The organism is Neobacillus sp. NPDC097160, from assembly GCF_044762155.1.
Lineage (GTDB): Bacteria > Bacillota > Bacilli > Bacillales > Cytobacillaceae > Neobacillus.
On the sequence record NZ_JBIWDU010000002.1, the window covers coordinates 406,426 to 421,003 of the forward strand.

Annotated in this window: 17 protein-coding genes; 5 read left to right on the forward strand and 12 right to left on the reverse strand. The window is 37.5% G+C overall.

The window, feature by feature from the left end:
• Positions 1–100: 100 nt before the first annotated feature.
• The gene (locus ACIQXV_RS04010; RefSeq protein ID WP_402956216.1) at positions 101–1,015 is read left to right on the forward strand and encodes a phosphotransferase; all 915 of its coding nucleotides are present in this window, start codon (positions 101–103) and stop codon (positions 1,013–1,015) included.
• A gap of 388 nt (positions 1,016–1,403) precedes the next feature.
• On the opposite strand, the gene ACIQXV_RS04015 is transcribed toward ACIQXV_RS04010, so the two are convergent.
• A complete protein-coding gene (locus ACIQXV_RS04015) occupies positions 1,404–2,708 on the reverse strand; it encodes an alkaline phosphatase (protein WP_402956218.1) in 1,305 nt (434 codons plus the stop codon).
• Positions 2,709–2,917: 209 nt separating this feature from the next.
• Between ACIQXV_RS04015 and ACIQXV_RS04020 the strand changes: the two genes are divergently transcribed.
• The gene (locus tag ACIQXV_RS04020) at positions 2,918–3,490 is read left to right on the forward strand and encodes an HAD-IA family hydrolase (RefSeq protein WP_402956220.1); all 573 of its coding nucleotides are present in this window, start codon (positions 2,918–2,920) and stop codon (positions 3,488–3,490) included.
• Between the two features lie 80 nt (positions 3,491–3,570).
• Here ACIQXV_RS04020 and ACIQXV_RS04025 read toward each other — a convergent pair whose 3' ends face one another.
• From ACIQXV_RS04025 to ACIQXV_RS04035, 3 genes are read right to left on the reverse strand one after another with little or no spacing between them, the layout of a single operon-like run.
• Positions 3,571–3,870 carry an RNA polymerase alpha subunit C-terminal domain-containing protein gene (locus ACIQXV_RS04025; RefSeq protein ID WP_402956222.1) on the reverse strand — a complete coding sequence of 100 codons (300 nt, stop codon included), beginning with the start codon at positions 3,868–3,870 and terminating at the stop codon, positions 3,571–3,573.
• A 49-nt stretch (positions 3,871–3,919) separates the two neighbouring features.
• Positions 3,920–4,375: a GNAT family N-acetyltransferase gene (locus ACIQXV_RS04030; RefSeq protein ID WP_402956224.1), complete on the reverse strand. Its 456-nt coding sequence runs from the start codon at positions 4,373–4,375 to the stop codon at positions 3,920–3,922.
• A 45-nt stretch (positions 4,376–4,420) separates the two neighbouring features.
• Entirely contained in the window at positions 4,421–5,038 is a 618-nt protein-coding gene (locus ACIQXV_RS04035) for an NUDIX hydrolase (protein ID WP_402956226.1), read from the reverse strand.
• Positions 5,039–5,789: 751 nt separating this feature from the next.
• Here ACIQXV_RS04035 and thrS point away from each other — a divergent pair.
• Positions 5,790–7,001, forward strand: a complete 1,212-nt coding sequence (thrS, locus tag ACIQXV_RS04040) for a threonine--tRNA ligase (protein ID WP_402956227.1) — start codon at positions 5,790–5,792, stop codon at positions 6,999–7,001.
• Positions 7,002–7,160: 159 nt separating this feature from the next.
• Here the strand turns inward: thrS and ACIQXV_RS04045 are convergent, their stop codons facing one another.
• The 5 genes from ACIQXV_RS04045 to ACIQXV_RS04065 all read right to left on the reverse strand — a co-directional run bounded on the left by ACIQXV_RS04045 (position 7,161) and on the right by ACIQXV_RS04065 (position 10,930).
• Positions 7,161–7,733: a nucleotidyltransferase family protein gene (locus tag ACIQXV_RS04045; RefSeq protein ID WP_402956339.1), complete on the reverse strand. Its 573-nt coding sequence runs from the start codon at positions 7,731–7,733 to the stop codon at positions 7,161–7,163.
• 25 nt (positions 7,734–7,758) lie between these two features.
• Positions 7,759–8,535 (reverse strand): CPBP family intramembrane glutamic endopeptidase, encoded by a 777-nt coding sequence (locus tag ACIQXV_RS04050; protein WP_402956229.1) that lies wholly within the window; start codon positions 8,533–8,535, stop codon positions 7,759–7,761.
• Positions 8,536–8,570: 35 nt separating this feature from the next.
• Entirely contained in the window at positions 8,571–9,665 is a 1,095-nt protein-coding gene (locus ACIQXV_RS04055; protein ID WP_402956230.1) for a metallophosphoesterase, read from the reverse strand.
• A 191-nt stretch (positions 9,666–9,856) separates the two neighbouring features.
• Complete coding sequence (locus ACIQXV_RS04060; RefSeq protein ID WP_402956232.1) at positions 9,857–10,444, reverse strand: GNAT family N-acetyltransferase; 588 nt, start codon at positions 10,442–10,444, stop codon at positions 9,857–9,859.
• Positions 10,445–10,468: 24 nt separating this feature from the next.
• Complete coding sequence (locus ACIQXV_RS04065; protein ID WP_402956234.1) at positions 10,469–10,930, reverse strand: GNAT family N-acetyltransferase; 462 nt, start codon at positions 10,928–10,930, stop codon at positions 10,469–10,471.
• A 202-nt stretch (positions 10,931–11,132) separates the two neighbouring features.
• Between ACIQXV_RS04065 and ACIQXV_RS04070 the strand changes: the two genes are divergently transcribed.
• Complete coding sequence (locus tag ACIQXV_RS04070) at positions 11,133–11,360, forward strand: spore germination protein (RefSeq protein WP_402956236.1); 228 nt, start codon at positions 11,133–11,135, stop codon at positions 11,358–11,360.
• Between the two features lie 139 nt (positions 11,361–11,499).
• On the opposite strand, the gene ACIQXV_RS04075 is transcribed toward ACIQXV_RS04070, so the two are convergent.
• Entirely contained in the window at positions 11,500–12,084 is a 585-nt protein-coding gene (locus ACIQXV_RS04075; RefSeq protein WP_402956238.1) for a general stress protein, read from the reverse strand.
• A gap of 484 nt (positions 12,085–12,568) precedes the next feature.
• Positions 12,569–13,114, reverse strand: a complete 546-nt coding sequence (locus tag ACIQXV_RS04080) for a GNAT family N-acetyltransferase (RefSeq protein WP_402956240.1) — start codon at positions 13,112–13,114, stop codon at positions 12,569–12,571.
• A gap of 182 nt (positions 13,115–13,296) precedes the next feature.
• Here ACIQXV_RS04080 and ACIQXV_RS04085 point away from each other — a divergent pair, with 182 nt between their 5' ends.
• Complete coding sequence (locus tag ACIQXV_RS04085) at positions 13,297–13,422, forward strand: hypothetical protein (RefSeq protein WP_402956344.1); 126 nt, start codon at positions 13,297–13,299, stop codon at positions 13,420–13,422.
• A 130-nt stretch (positions 13,423–13,552) separates the two neighbouring features.
• Here the strand turns inward: ACIQXV_RS04085 and cysK are convergent, their stop codons facing one another.
• A complete protein-coding gene (cysK, locus tag ACIQXV_RS04090) occupies positions 13,553–14,476 on the reverse strand; it encodes a cysteine synthase A (RefSeq protein WP_402956242.1) in 924 nt (307 codons plus the stop codon).
• Positions 14,477–14,578: the final 102 nt, after the last annotated feature.

A 14,578-nucleotide genomic window follows, 5' to 3' on the forward strand; every position in this document is an offset into this window, starting at 1 on the left:
TTCTAAATATTCATTATTTTACCACATTATTTGTTACGATGTTCAATATAAATGGCAATGATATTATAATAATTGAAGGTATAAAATGGAGGTGGATGAAATGAGTCAGCCTTGGTCTCCTGAGCAGGTAATTTCGGAAAAGAGAGCGAGTATGATCATTGAGAACCAATTTCCAGAGTTTAAGCCAGTAACAGTGAAGGTATTGGGTGAAGGGTTTGATAATTCCGTTTTTCTCATAAATGATCGATATGTTTTTCGTTTTCCTAGAAGAGAAATTGCTGCACAGTTAATTCAAACTGAAAATCGGCTCCTTCCTGTGTTAGCTCCCTTGCTGCCAATTCCTGTTCCAAGTCTACAATTTCAAGGAATTCCAGAAGATCATTATCCGTGGCCATTTGGAGGATACACCATCTTATCAGGAATAACACCCACTAATTTGACACTCGAACAGCGAATGTCTTCGGTAGAACCTTTGGCTCAATTTTTACGAACACTGCATAATTTTCCAATAACAGATGCAGAAAAGCTCCAAGTTCCTTATGACCAACTGGGGCGGATCAATATCACTAAAAGAAAACCAATGCTGGAAGCAAATATCGAATCAGCCAGGGAGAAAGGTTTAATCGACCTAGATGCAGTGGAGCAGCTGCAATTATTTCTTTCATCCATAAAGAAACCTTTAGAGGATGAAACCAAAACACTCGTTCATGGTGATTTACATATTCGCAATATGCTTGTAAATGAAGATGGCATAGTTTCAGCAGTAATTGATTGGGGCGATACGCATATTGGACACCCGGCGGTCGATTTATCGATTATTTATAGTTTTCTTCCTGCGGAAGGCAGGGAAGCCTTTTTCACAATATATGGTGATGTTCAACCTGAAATTAAAAAGATCGCAAGGTTCAAAGCAATATATACAACCCTCATACTCCTTTTATATGCTGATGATCAAAAGGATGATGAATTAGTAAACGAATGTCGTTCAACATTGCTTTTAGCATTAAACGGATGAACTTTTTGCGAACAGTACCAGTCACTGTTCGCCTATTTCATTTTCACAGGAAATTTGACAATAAATTTACAAATAGAAAATAAAGAGTTAACAAATTTCATATATACTTAGTTTATAAAAAATCAAATCCTAAAGGAGTTGTTATCGATGAGAGATTTCATGATTCGACTCGTTATTTTGATTCCTTGTTGTACACTTCTTTGTCCTTAATAACCACATAGGCTAATGATGCGATTATACTACATTCCACTTTTGTTCCCCCGGATCACTCTTTTCCCCATTAATCAAATATCCTATAAGAAGAAAATACACCATCCACATTCAGATGGTGCCCCTAGTTTCTATTTATGCTCTCTAGGTTATTAGTTGGTCTCGATTTCAATGTTTTTTAATCCATTATTTGAAAAAGAATCCTTGGAATATCACTGTTTTCCATTCTACCGCTAAACAAATGTCTATTTAGGCCATATGCATACACGGGTACATCCTCACCTGTGTGCCCTTTAGTTGTCCAGCCCGTACTGGAATAGTGATTGATGATGTTAATGAGTGTTTGCTTGGTGTCTTCTACGTCCATTTCTAGCGTTGATTGGATGGATTTCAAGTCCTCTTCATGAAGTGGAAAGGGCATATGATGCTTTAATATGGTCATATCTTTTGTATCATGCAATCTTCTAGCAATCACAGAAGGTGTGGAGGTAATGGATTTAATGACACCTGGATTCCATTTATAATTATCATTTCGATCGATGCTCATTCCCCCAGTTGAGTGATCAGCTGTTGCAATGACAATCGTATCCTCACGATCGGAAGCGAACTGAATCGCGGCTTTAAAGGCTGCTTCAAAGTCTTTAACCTCACTCATAGCCCCTACAATATCATTATCATGCCCCGCCCAATCAATTTGACTTCCTTCCACTAAAAGAAAAAAACCATTTGGATTCTGCTTTAAGCGCTGAAGGGCCGCTTTCGTCATTTGGGAAAGGGAAGGAACAGTCGACTCACGATCAATTTGTTTCGGCAGTTCAATCGGTGCAAATAAACCTAGCAGCTGCTCCGTTCTATTCGTGACAAGCTCATGTAAGTTGCTCACATAACCAAAACGATTTTTTACAAACTCTTCGACTATATTTCGGTCATTCCGAACGAAATAGGATGTTCCACCCCCGAGCATCACATCTATTTTCTGTTTGCCTTCTATACGTTCATCGAGATAATCATCAGCAATTTGATCATATTGTTCCCGAGACTCCATATGCGCAGCAAACGCCGCCAATGTTGCGTGATTGATCTGACTTGTTCCTACAAGGCCAGTAGACTTACCACGAAATTTTGCATACTCTAATACTGTCGGAACAATTTGTTTATCAAAATTTAAACCAAGAGCTCCATTATAGGTTTTATACCCCGTCGCTAATGCAGTACCAGCTGCGGCGGAATCCGTAATATTACTTTCACTATCCAATGAATAGGTTGATTGGGTGCCGACAAAGTATTGATCAAATATAGTGGGATTCATGAATCCTTTTTGGGAAGCATGATTGAAGTAGCGAAGGCCGGTGGTATAAGAAAAACCCATACCATCTCCGATTAGAAAGATGACATTTTTCACTTTCCTCGTTCCATTGTATTTTAAAATAGGATGGAATGAATTCAGTTTATACTCATGTTGAAGGACGGTGGAATTTAACAATGTTTAAAAACACCCTTTCTTTTTAACGTAGTAATCAAAACTGAAACCACTTATTCACACTCCTTTTATAACATACAAAAAGAAGATTTTATTAGAAAATACAATAATTTTACAAAAATTATAAAAATTTTTAATATTCATCAGACTTAGAAATTGTAACTATATGTGGTAACATCTTTAGAGTAACTTTTTTGAAGGGTGAGATTTTGATGAATATATTGTGGGATTTCGATGGAACATTATTTGATACCTATCCGGCACTTGTTGAAGGGTTCGTGAACTTGAGTCAAAAAGACCTCGACCGTAGCGAAGTGTTAACATGGCTAAAAATTGATTCCAAAACTGCCTTTAAACACTATGGTATTAGCGAGGAGCAAAGAATAGAATACCAAAAATTACATAACCATTACTCAAAGCTGTACAGCAGGCCATTTGATCACCTAGAGGATGCATTAGCTGCTGGTAAAAACAATATTATTGTGACTCACCGAGATAAGGAATCCACCATTTATCTACTTGAAAAATTCCATTTGGCCACATACTTTAAAGAAATTGTTTCGGTTGAAGAACAAGGATTTACAAGAAAACCTCATCGTTCTTCCTATGAATATGTCCTGAAAAGCCATCATATTGATTTGGTCGTGGGTGACCGCGACTTGGATTTAATTCCTGCAAGAGAATTACAGATCAAAACTGTCGCCTTTCAAAATCGCAACATTGAAGCAGATTTTCATATTGACAGTTATGCGGATTTTATTACGATGGTTTTAAATCAACTTTAAGCAACGGAAAAGATCCCCTTTGTTCATGGCCACAAGGGGATCCAACCTTTTCCTGCTAAAAATTTTGAATTTATTTTTGTTTATTTTTCATTACAGAATGATAATCCATTTTCGTTCATAGCAGACTTAAGTTTCGGTAAAGAAGCAGGCCCCATTCCGTGAAATTGTAAAATTTCCTTTTCGCTATATTTTGCTAGCTCCTGTAAAGAAGTTATCCCATTGTTCTCCAATGCCCGTCTAGCTGGTGCTGACAGCAATGAAAGAAAACCATTTTCAGGTTTGCGCTCCTGCTCACAAGTCGGACAAGTTGGACAATCGCTGCTTTTATAATATTTGTGTCCTTGGTTGCAAGTCCTTAAATTCTTTTCTGAAGTTGCCATTATAAAATGTCTCCATTCCCTATGAATTTAACTAGAATTTCCCGCAAGTTTACCATTTGTTTGCAACCCATTCATATTGAATATCGGGTAAATTTTCTTCATTTTCATGTCCCCTGCCAATGATTTCAAATCCATGCTTTTCATAAAATCGTTGTGCATTCTTATTTATTTCAAACGTGTATAATGTTAATCTTCCACCTGATTGGGCCTTTACTTTTTCTAGTAATGTTTGACCTATACCGATTCCTTGATAGTCTTTATGAATATAAAGTTGGCTTATTTCCCTGTCATTATAGGCAGCCATGCCAACTACTTTTTCATCAATTAACGCTAAATCTATTTGATACTGTTCAAGTAATATATGATTTAAAAAATAGATGTGATTTTCAAAACTATGAATTTCTTTCTGACCGATAGCCTGTTCCTTACTATCTCGCCACATCCTCACTGTTTGTTCAGCATACTTCGGATTATACTGAGTAATAATGATCTTATGCTGCTCCACACCAATACCTCCCATCCGTAAAACTTTCTGCTTAATTAAATTCATTTAGTCAAAATAGACAGGTTCTTGTGGATTATGTAAATGCTTAAAGACCAATTTTATTTGTGATTCCGTGTTTCTGGCAATTGATAATGCCGGTAGTTCTTTTTCAGCAAAAAACTCAACTGCATTTGTTTCTATTCCTTTAGTGGCTTGCCCGCCAGTTATTTCACATTGGATAAACATCTTATAAACGTGATATGGAGAAGGTGGATGTGGATGGCACTTTTTATCAAGTACTCCTAATAATTTTATTGCTCTCACATCAAACCCTGATTCTTCCTTGACTTCTTTAACGGCAACTTCACTTGGAGTTAAGCCAATGTCACCCCAGCCTCCTGGCAATGACCAATTACCATCCGTATTTTCTCTGACCATTAAAATTTTTTGATCCCTAAATACAACAGCCCTAATATCCACTTTCGGTGTTGCATAACCAGTTTCATTTGCAAACAGATCCCTTAAAACCAGTTGATCCATCCCTGTATAGTGCGACAAGATTTCAACGCTTATGTTTCTGATTTGTTCAAATCTCTCCAAATCATAAACATCTTTAGAATACGTTAATCCCGCCTGGGAAATGGATTGCAGTTGTTTTGCCCATTCCAGCCATTTAGGCCCCATTCATCATCACCCCCATTCAATTATACCAAATATTACCTCACACCTTACAAGATCTCAAACAGTTCTAATTCAACATTAACAATACACAATCCTCACAATGAAAATTTATTTATATCTAATAAACATCTATTGACCATTCCAAATATTTGTATTAAAATTGACAACAATCATAAAACAGAAATCAAAATAAGCTATGAAAAGGACATGAATCATTCGTACATTTTCTTACTAGAGAACTGGGTCATTGGCTGGAAGCCCTGAAGAATATGCAAATGGTTTACCACCTTGGAGCTATTATCGGGAAATGGGGAAACCAGAGTATCTTTAATCGGTAAATCCGTTATCTTTTCGAGCAAAAAACATGCTTGATTGTATGTTTTTTGGAATTAGGGTGGTATCACGACCGCACTCGTCCCTTTTGTTGGGATGAGTGCGGTTTTTTTTTTCAAAAAATTATAAGTCACCGTGTTGAAAAGGACATGAATCATTCGTACAATTTCTTACCAGAGAACAGGGTCATCGGCTGGAAGCCCTTAAGAATACGCAAATGATTTACCACCTTGGAGCTATTATGGGGAAATGGGGCAACCCAAAGTATCTTTAATCGGTAAATCCGTTATCTTTTCGAGCAAAAAGCATCCTTGATCGGGTGTTTGTTGGAATTAGGGTGGTATCACGACCGCACTCGTCCCTATCATTGGGATGAGTGCGGTCTTTTTTTATACATTTTTAAAAATCAGGAGGAATTAGCATGTCAAATCAAATGGAAGCTGAAAAAAGAAATCATCGAAAGTTAGGTCAAGAGTTAGAACTGTTCACTTCAATGGAAGAGGCTCCCGGAATGCCTTTTTTCCTACCAAATGGAATGGTGATTCGGAATGAACTCGAAAATCTATGGAGAAAAAAACACCAAAGGGCAGGCTATCAAGAAATTAAAACACCGATTATGATGAAGCAGGAACTATGGGAACAATCGGGACATTGGGATCACTATCATGAAAATATGTACTTCTCCAATGTGGATGAACAAAATTATGCGATTAAACCGATGAATTGTCCTGGGGCTATATTAATTTTCAACTCTAAGCGGAGAAGTTATCGAGAATTGCCAATCCGTTTTGCAGAACTTGGCTTAGTACATCGACATGAACTTTCCGGTTCATTAAATGGACTTTTAAGGGTCCGTTCCTTTACTCAAGACGACGCCCATTTATTTGTTCGACTAGACCAGATTGAATCCGAAATTGATCAGGTTTTAACTTTATTAGATGAGTTCTACTCCCACTTTGGTTTTGAATATAAGGTGGAGCTTTCTACACGACCGGAAGAATACATGGGCTCTGAAGAAATTTGGGATCAAGCAGAGCTAGCGTTGGAATCTGTTTTAAAGGATAAAAAGATAAATTATCAACTAAACCCAGGTGACGGAGCTTTTTATGGTCCGAAGATTGATTTTCATATTTTAGATTCACTTGGACGCAGCTGGCAATGCGGGACTGTCCAATTAGATTTTCAAATGCCGCAAAAATTTAATTGTGCTTATGTCGGTGAAGATAATAAACCTCACTGTCCAGTCATGATTCATCGAGCCATCTTCGGTTCTGTTGAGCGTTTTATGGCCATTTTAATTGAACATTTTGCAGGGGAATTTCCACTTTGGTTGTCACCAGTTCAAGCAAAAATCATCCCTATTTCTGATTCACAGGCAGTTTATGCAAATGACGTGAAATCCCAATTAGAATCAGCAGGAATACGTGTAGAAATTGATTACAGGACAGAGAAAATGGGGTTGAAGATCAGAGAGGCAGAAAAGCAGAAAATCCCATACATGCTTGTTATTGGTGAAAAGGAGGTGGAGAACCAATCCTTGGCATTAAGGAAGCGCAAAGAGGGCAACCTTGGTGTGAAGAGTATTCCTGAAACAATTGAATTGTTTGGGAAGGAAATCAATAGCGGTAGGTAAACAATATCAAAAGCCTAAAAGAATCAGCGTTCTTTTGGGCTTTTCCTTAAAAACATCTCTCAAAATTAGTACATCTTTACAACTATTCGGCTCCATTAGCTCGACGAGGGAAATTGACCTTTGAAGGTAACTGTCTATTAAAGAAACACCTTCGTTAACTTACCAAGAACTATGAGTATGAAATACCTTTAATTTACTCCAGGTCGCCTGCCAATTCTTTTTTGCCATCCGTTCTTCGTATATTTCCACTCGTTCCTTAGTCTCTGTAAAAAAAGCTGTCGGCCTTACCTGTAAATGAACGACATCATAAATTCCACATGGCGCTGTTAGGATCACATTGTCTTTTTCATCCAGTTTTACTCCTAAAGCTGTCGCTGTTTCTGGAAACTTGGATATGGCATCAACCGAGGAAGAATAGGGAGGCATATTGCTTTTAATGTGCATCCTGGCTTCGTTCTTTATTGACCATGGAATGTTGGGAATTAGGGATGTTAGCTTTTTTTCCAGATTCTTTTCTACTAATTCATCCACATTTGTCGGGTCAAAATAGATTACATCAATATCAGGGAGTGGAGTTCTTTCACTGAAATGGTGTAATGTATCCCATATTTTTGAGCGAACAAATCCAGCACATATCCACCAATCAGGTAAATTCAATGATTTTGCTGCTTTTAATATTTCCATCATCCATTGATCTTCATTAATAAGAGCAATAATTTTTTCCTCATTCATCACAATACAATTACTCCTTATCTAATTACCTATTTTGATTATTGTAAAAAAGATCATTTCTACTGCCCTCTACATTCCGGATTAAAAATAATCTTGAATAAAAAACAACAAATAAAAGGAAAAACAACATGGTAATAATATATGTCCAGTCCGTGGTGTGATCGATAATTTTAAAGTCACTCATATTGCCAATTTGACTCTTAAAAAGAGAGACAGTGTTCCAACCCCAATGGCAGCCTATTGTGAACCAAAGGGACCTTGTTACTGCAAAAGGAATGGCATATGTTAACCCCATTAAGAAAAGCATAATCCATTGTGTATAGCCATCATCAATTCTCCAAATGTGATTCAGTACATAAACTACTGAGGAGATGACCACTAATACTGTCATTGATATTTTTTGCGGCAGGTATTTAAAGACATATCCACGCGTTAAAATATCTTCACTTGCCGATGAAAGGAACGTTAGTAAAATCATACCGAGGAGGGGAAGGATAATTTGTTGAATGGAAAAGATGCCTTCAAAGGATATTTCCCCTGTTATTACGGAAACGACCATACTTCCCCCATAAAATAATAGACCCAGTAAATAGCCAGTAAAAAGAGTTTTAGAGGAACCTGTATGTCGTTGCAGCCCAAAGGCCGAAATTCCATTTTCACCAAGCAATTTTGCCACAATATGAGCAATAACAAAAAAGAGGAGAAAGCAGCTCAAAATCAAAACAGGTTGATTACCTAAAACTTCTGACGTATGATATGCAGCAAACAATACTATAAAACCTATTAACGCTTTTAATTTCATATGGATACCCACTTTGTTATTATTAATAGCTGGGTTTAACCCAGAATGTCTTTCGCCACCCAGCCCACAACGCCATCTTTTTTTATCAAGCTATATCCCGTACAGTCATCGTCGATGATAGAGACGATATCTCCTTTATTTACGGAAATTTGCGCGCAGGATACATCTGTTTTTGCCATGAATTGCGTCGTCTCCTTTCTATGAATATATTCATTTTTAACATTACGCATTTGATGCGTTCCTGGGTGCTCACTTAATGTAAAATGCTCGCCTTTTTCAACTGGCACAATTTCATAGAATGGGTATGAAATTGTACCGAACATTTTTGGGTCACTCACAAAATCTTCTTCTACTTTACATAAAGGGTAATCATCAACATATGTGTAGGAATAAGCAGTTTCATTGTTCGTCCTATGAATAATCAAAGCATTTAATTGTCCGGTCTCTTTAACGTTGTTTCCACCGTCAATGGCAATTATTTTTCTCTCATGATGAATAATCGGATTATGTACCAATATATCGGTAGAGTAATTTCCCACGGGCCAGTGCCCAACCACCACATATTTACCGGAACGATGTGATTTTTCTAAAAAGGCTGGCAGAGAAATGGCGGTATCCCGATCGGTTTCTTTCCAAACGTCGATATCGGCTAATCCCGCATGGACAAAAATATACTCATCGGTTTCAATAGCCGTCGGTAATGCTGCCAGCCATTCCATTTCTTTAAAAAAGTGCTTTGTCAGGCATTCCTTGATTTCTTGGATCGTAGTTTCATCGGTTAGTTCCACTCCAATATGTTTCAGCCATTCCAGGAAGATGGAGTTCGGTCTCGCCCGTAGATAGCCCAGTAATTGCGGATTTTCGTTTAAAAGTTCTTCCACTAACGCTTCACAATTTCCTTCAATCACATGAACCTTTGGATTCGTTGCTGCAAGTTCCATCACATAGTTGACAACGCCCCTACTATTGCTGCCTTTTTCACACAGATCTCCATTAATAATTAAGTAATCCTTTTGGCAAAAATGAACTTTTTCTAATAGCGCCTTGAAAAGTTCTAATTCTCCATGGATATCAGAAATGACAATCACTCTTGATTCCTTTGGAATAGATATTTGTTTAATTTTGTGCATTGATATACCCCTTTAATCACCACAACCTCTAACTTGATTGTGACGCTTCTACTAGTTTGGTATTTTCCTCCAACTCATATTATTCATTTTATCTCAGGTGATTGCTTTTAGAAACGTTAAATTAAAAAGGGAGACTTCACTCTGTTTTTTAGTTTTAAATGGAACCCCAGTATGGCAGCCGTGATTCACGATCATTGTCGAACACTTTCATGAAGTTGTTCATAATCTTCTTTAAGAAGGCCATAAATCTCCAAATCAACAATCCCTTTTCCGGACCATAGTGTTGCTTGTCTCAATGTCCCTTCTTTCAAAAATCCATTTTTTAATAAAACCTTCTTTGAATTCACATTTAACGGCATTACCTCTGCCTGAATTCTGTTGACATTTACTTCTTTAAAGAAAAACTCCAACAACAATCTAACTGATTGCGTTGCAATTCCCTTTCCCCAATTGGATTCTGCTAAAAAATAGCCAATGGTGACCATATTTACTTTTTGATTAAAATCCTGTGCTTCTATTATTCCCACTAATTTTTCATTTTCATTATAAAATATTCCCCACTTCACTCTCGTTTTTTTAAGATAATCCCGTTCAAAGTGTCCAATCATTTTTTTCACAGTATCCTTATTGTGCTTAGGGATTATTCCGCAAAATTCAAACACTCGATCATTATTATAAATTTCAAATACCTCTTCTAGATTATTCTCTTCAATTTTATTAAGTGTTATATGATCAGACTTCAAAATAGGGAGGCCATTAAACACAGTTTCTAAGTTCATCTGTTTTCTTTCACCACTTTCACTTTATATTTCTTTTTCAAACATCACCATATCCAATGCCCTGATTCCGTTCTCGTATATGGGTGTTGGATAATTTTTAAAGAAATCCTTTTTAATTTCGGCCATCCTAAAGCCCAGCTTTTGATAAAATGCTAGATTAGCAATACTGGAATTGGCCGTTCCGACAATCATTTGATGTAGCCCCTTAATTTTATATAAATTGATAGACTCTTTAACTACTAATTTTCCTATTCCCTTACCGCGAAATTCTTCGATAATAGCAATATTTTTAAGTTCAACGATTCCGTTAGGGTGAAAAGTAAATAAGACAACTCCTACGGTTTGTCCTTTGTAGAGAATGGCGAACATCTCGCCGTCATTTATGTACTCTATTACGATTTCTTCGCTTTCATCTGCTAAAAGAAGATAGTCTAGAAATGCATTTCTTTTCTCCATTTCAATTTCCTTCAATTGAATTTCATGCATTTGCAGCCCTCCAATATTACATTACTTAATTCAACAATGTCTTCCTGATTTCCTTTAATCAAACTAAGATGGCGAACAGTGCCTGTCACTGTTCGCCATCCGTTTAGGCCGTGAATATTTTGGTACCATAATTTACTTTATAACACTTCCTTTAGGGATGTGGACAATCACATGCCTTTCTTCAAAATAAAATGGAGTAAGGATGGTGATTGAAATGGCATGTTCGATCAATATTAGCCAATTTAAGGTACAAGCACTTTCTAATAATGCTAACATTAATTTTGGTGCAGCCACTCATAACAGCCATACTGCCAATAGTTCCATAATCGGCGGGAATTTTAATTTTGGCGATGGTTGCTTAAACACATTCACAAATAGTAATCGAGGTAAAATAACAGTTTCAAATGAAAACTCAGCTCAAGATTCCTAGGTAAAGAAGCATGTTAAGTAGGAGTTTACCTAAGAAAGATATCTACTTTCAATAAAAATTTTAGCATGATTCCAAGAGCATAGACAAAAAAAGGACGCCAGCCCCAATTTGGGAAAGGCACCCTTGTACATTTCAATTATTAAAAACCTCTGTTGTGGTTCGAGCGAGGATTACCTGGATTATCGGAAGTGAGCGGAGAATTTGTCGGATCATTTGGTGTTAAAGTTCCGCCTGTTAGACTCTGATTTACATCTGTATCCAAATAGTCATCCCCAACACGGTTTTCACGGCGTTCAACAACGACAATGATTTTCCCTTCATTGACAAGTCCTTCATAACGGTCAGCATCTTCTTCAGGAAGGCCCATTCCAATTAAAGCTCCTGCCAATCCACCTGCCCCTGCTCCGACAGCAACACCAGTCAATGTTGCTGCTATTGGTCCCGCTGCTACAAGCGGCCCGATGCCAGGTATTGCAAGAGCACCTACTCCTGCCAACAGACCGACAAGGCCGCCAAGTGCGCCGCCTGTCGCTGCTCCCGCAACAAGACCTTCTTCAGTCTTTGTACCAGTAACATCATTAATTTGGTTTACCTCTTCTTTGTTTTTCCCAATTACCGAAATATCCTCAGCAGCATACCCCTGCCGTTTTAAGTCTTGAACAGCAACGATTGCCTCATTTTCAGTATCGTAAACTCCCACTAGGTGCTTTTCATGTTTATACATTTAAATTCCTCCTTTGGACGATAAGTTAATATACTAACTACCCGCACTAAGAGGGAATTAAACATTTATTTTACTACAAACACCCTCAGAACGATCAGGGATACTTTTATTATTGCAAGGATTTTAAAACATATCCTAGCAGTCTAAATATCTATGAAGCTCCCAAAGAATACAAAAGTTTTTATTCAAAAATACAAATCAATGGAAAGGAAATGTACTTAGTCTTGAGCAAAGATCCTTCTGGGAAAAATCGTACCTACCTACTGAGTATATTACCTCTCCATTCCCTATAGCTGCTCACTTAAAGGATGCATAAATGAAGGAAAAAGCAAATGGTCTGACTTTATATATTTCTTTTGGTGTTCCCATGTCTCCTGATCCTACTGAATTTGAAAGTAAAGATTAATTTGAAGATACGCAAATAAATAGACCGAAGGAACATGGTCCGGTCTATTTACTGGCTTCTAAAAAGGTAGAAAAATCCTTATCCATTAAACCTCCCCATCAAGATAGTATTATAGTAATTCCCGTCTGAAAGAACTTTGTCCCTTTTTAAAATACCCTCCACTTCAAAACCATATTTTTGATAAAGCTTTATTGCTTTGTCATTGGTTTCAAGGACATTCAACGTTATTTTTTTAATGCCATTTGCTTCTGCCCATTGAATGGATTCTTTTAAAAGGTTTTGTCCTATACGATATCCCCAAAACTCTTTTAATACACATACCCCAAATTCTACTTTATGAGAAGTTCGTTTCAACTTATTCCCTTCACATCTTGAAAAACCTATAATTCTTCCATTTATCTCGGCGACCAAAAATAGGTTATTCATACTTTCTGTATCAACTTTAATGATCTGTTTAAAACCTGTTTCGTCTATGTACGCCTCGCCTTTTTCTCTATCCAGATTTTCTGTTTCGCCATCAATCTGCACCCTTAGTTCCGATAAATTTTTCGCATCCTTTTCTACGGCAGACCTAACAGAATAACGTAAATCATGTATAAAAAATTCTTTTGGATTAAATCTCATTACCATTCACTCCTATCATTTCTTTCTAACTGTTAATTTATTTAGGCTTACTTAATTAGTTTGCTTAAAAATGAGCGATTTTTCCAGAAGCAGTTCTCTTACTCTAACAAAAAATAACCCTAAACAAAAAAATTTAATGCTAACCATCAAATGTAATGATTGTAAACGGAGGCACATTCTCGATGTCAAATGGATTGCTAGAAAATGATTTATTAGGAAAAAGAGCAGTGGTTATTGGCGGCAGTATTGCCGGTATGCTGGCAGCTCGAGTACTATCCGATTTCTTCGAAGAAGTAATGCAACATTAAAAGCTTTTCTTTTTCAACCGAGGAGTTAAACGGTGAAGGTCAAGACCACTATGCCCTTCACGAAAAAGCAACTAAATTAAGAAGCTTCCGAATGTCGGAAGCTTCTTTTATGATAAATCGCGAGATTCCATTAACCCGGAAATAGGTCAGATGATAGATATCGCTCTCCTGTATCCGGAGCCAAACATAGAACCCTTGCTGAAGATGGAAGGCCTTTAGCAATTTCAACAGCAAAATGGGCAGTGGATGCTCCCGATGCCCCGACAAAGATTCCTTCTTCCGCGGCAAGTCGGCGCGCCATAACTTCAGCATCTTCATCTTTAATGAGCAGGATTTCATCGAAAATGTCGCGGTTTAAGATTTTCGGTATAAACCCTGGACCTGTTCCGGGGATTTTATGAGGCCCTGGTTGACCACCTGATATGACCGGTGATCCGAATGGCTCGACCACATATATTTTTAAGTTCGGAATCGATTTCTTTAATTCTTCTCCTACACCGGTAACGGTACCGCCAGTTCCTGCCGTTACCACTAAAACATCCAACTTTCCTTCAAAAGCTTCCAATATCTCGACAGCAGTCGTTCCACGGTGGGCATCAGCATTTGCCGGATTCTCAAACTGCATGGGAATAAAACTGTCAGGAAGCTCACTTGCCAAACGGTTGGCCTCATCAATCGCTCCTTGCATCCGCAATTTTCCTGGAGTTAAATAAACTTCTGCTCCATAAGCCTTTAAGATTTTCACGCGCTCTTGAGTGGCATTGTCAGGCATGGTAATAATACAGCGATAGCCTTTCACGGCAGCTACCATGGCAATACCAATCCCCGTATTTCCAGATGTCGGTTCAATAATGGTACTTTTTCCAGGAATCAATTTCCCTGTTTCCTCCGCCCGCTCAATCATTTTCATCGCTGCACGGTCCTTCACACTGCCCCCAGGGTTAAAGGATTCAAGTTTTATGTATACTTCAGCACCAGATCGGTCTGGTATTTTATTAAGTTTGACAGTTGGGGTATTCCCTATTAAATCAAGAATGGAGTTATATAGTTTCATTTTCTTCACCTTTCAAGATCATTTTTACATGCATTCTTTTATTATCCAACCTTTAAGTAGAAAAATGCTCCTCTCAAAGGATAACATCTATTTTTGCTATAA

What these genes read in the sequence shown, in the direction of transcription:
- ACIQXV_RS04010 (WP_402956216.1), top strand. Translation starts at nt 101, where the DNA reads ATGAGTCAGCCTTGGTCTCCTGAGCAGGTAATTTCGGAAAAGAGAGCG.
- ACIQXV_RS04020 (WP_402956220.1), top strand. Translation starts at nt 2,918, where the DNA reads ATGAATATATTGTGGGATTTCGATGGAACATTATTTGATACCTATCCG.
- ACIQXV_RS04025 (WP_402956222.1), bottom strand. Translation starts at nt 3,870, where the DNA reads ATGGCAACTTCAGAAAAGAATTTAAGGACTTGCAACCAAGGACACAAA.
- ACIQXV_RS04035 (WP_402956226.1), bottom strand. Translation starts at nt 5,038, where the DNA reads ATGGGGCCTAAATGGCTGGAATGGGCAAAACAACTGCAATCCATTTCC.
- thrS (WP_402956227.1), top strand. Translation starts at nt 5,790, where the DNA reads ATGTCAAATCAAATGGAAGCTGAAAAAAGAAATCATCGAAAGTTAGGT.
- ACIQXV_RS04045 (WP_402956339.1), bottom strand. Translation starts at nt 7,733, where the DNA reads ATGAATGAGGAAAAAATTATTGCTCTTATTAATGAAGATCAATGGATG.
- ACIQXV_RS04050 (WP_402956229.1), bottom strand. Translation starts at nt 8,535, where the DNA reads ATGAAATTAAAAGCGTTAATAGGTTTTATAGTATTGTTTGCTGCATAT.
- ACIQXV_RS04055 (WP_402956230.1), bottom strand. Translation starts at nt 9,665, where the DNA reads ATGCACAAAATTAAACAAATATCTATTCCAAAGGAATCAAGAGTGATT.
- ACIQXV_RS04060 (WP_402956232.1), bottom strand. Translation starts at nt 10,444, where the DNA reads ATGAACTTAGAAACTGTGTTTAATGGCCTCCCTATTTTGAAGTCTGAT.
- ACIQXV_RS04065 (WP_402956234.1), bottom strand. Translation starts at nt 10,930, where the DNA reads ATGCATGAAATTCAATTGAAGGAAATTGAAATGGAGAAAAGAAATGCA.
- ACIQXV_RS04070 (WP_402956236.1), top strand. Translation starts at nt 11,133, where the DNA reads ATGGTGATTGAAATGGCATGTTCGATCAATATTAGCCAATTTAAGGTA.
- ACIQXV_RS04075 (WP_402956238.1), bottom strand. Translation starts at nt 12,084, where the DNA reads ATGTATAAACATGAAAAGCACCTAGTGGGAGTTTACGATACTGAAAAT.
- ACIQXV_RS04080 (WP_402956240.1), bottom strand. Translation starts at nt 13,114, where the DNA reads ATGAGATTTAATCCAAAAGAATTTTTTATACATGATTTACGTTATTCT.
- ACIQXV_RS04085 (WP_402956344.1), top strand. Translation starts at nt 13,297, where the DNA reads ATGTCAAATGGATTGCTAGAAAATGATTTATTAGGAAAAAGAGCAGTG.
- cysK (WP_402956242.1), bottom strand. Translation starts at nt 14,476, where the DNA reads ATGAAACTATATAACTCCATTCTTGATTTAATAGGGAATACCCCAACT.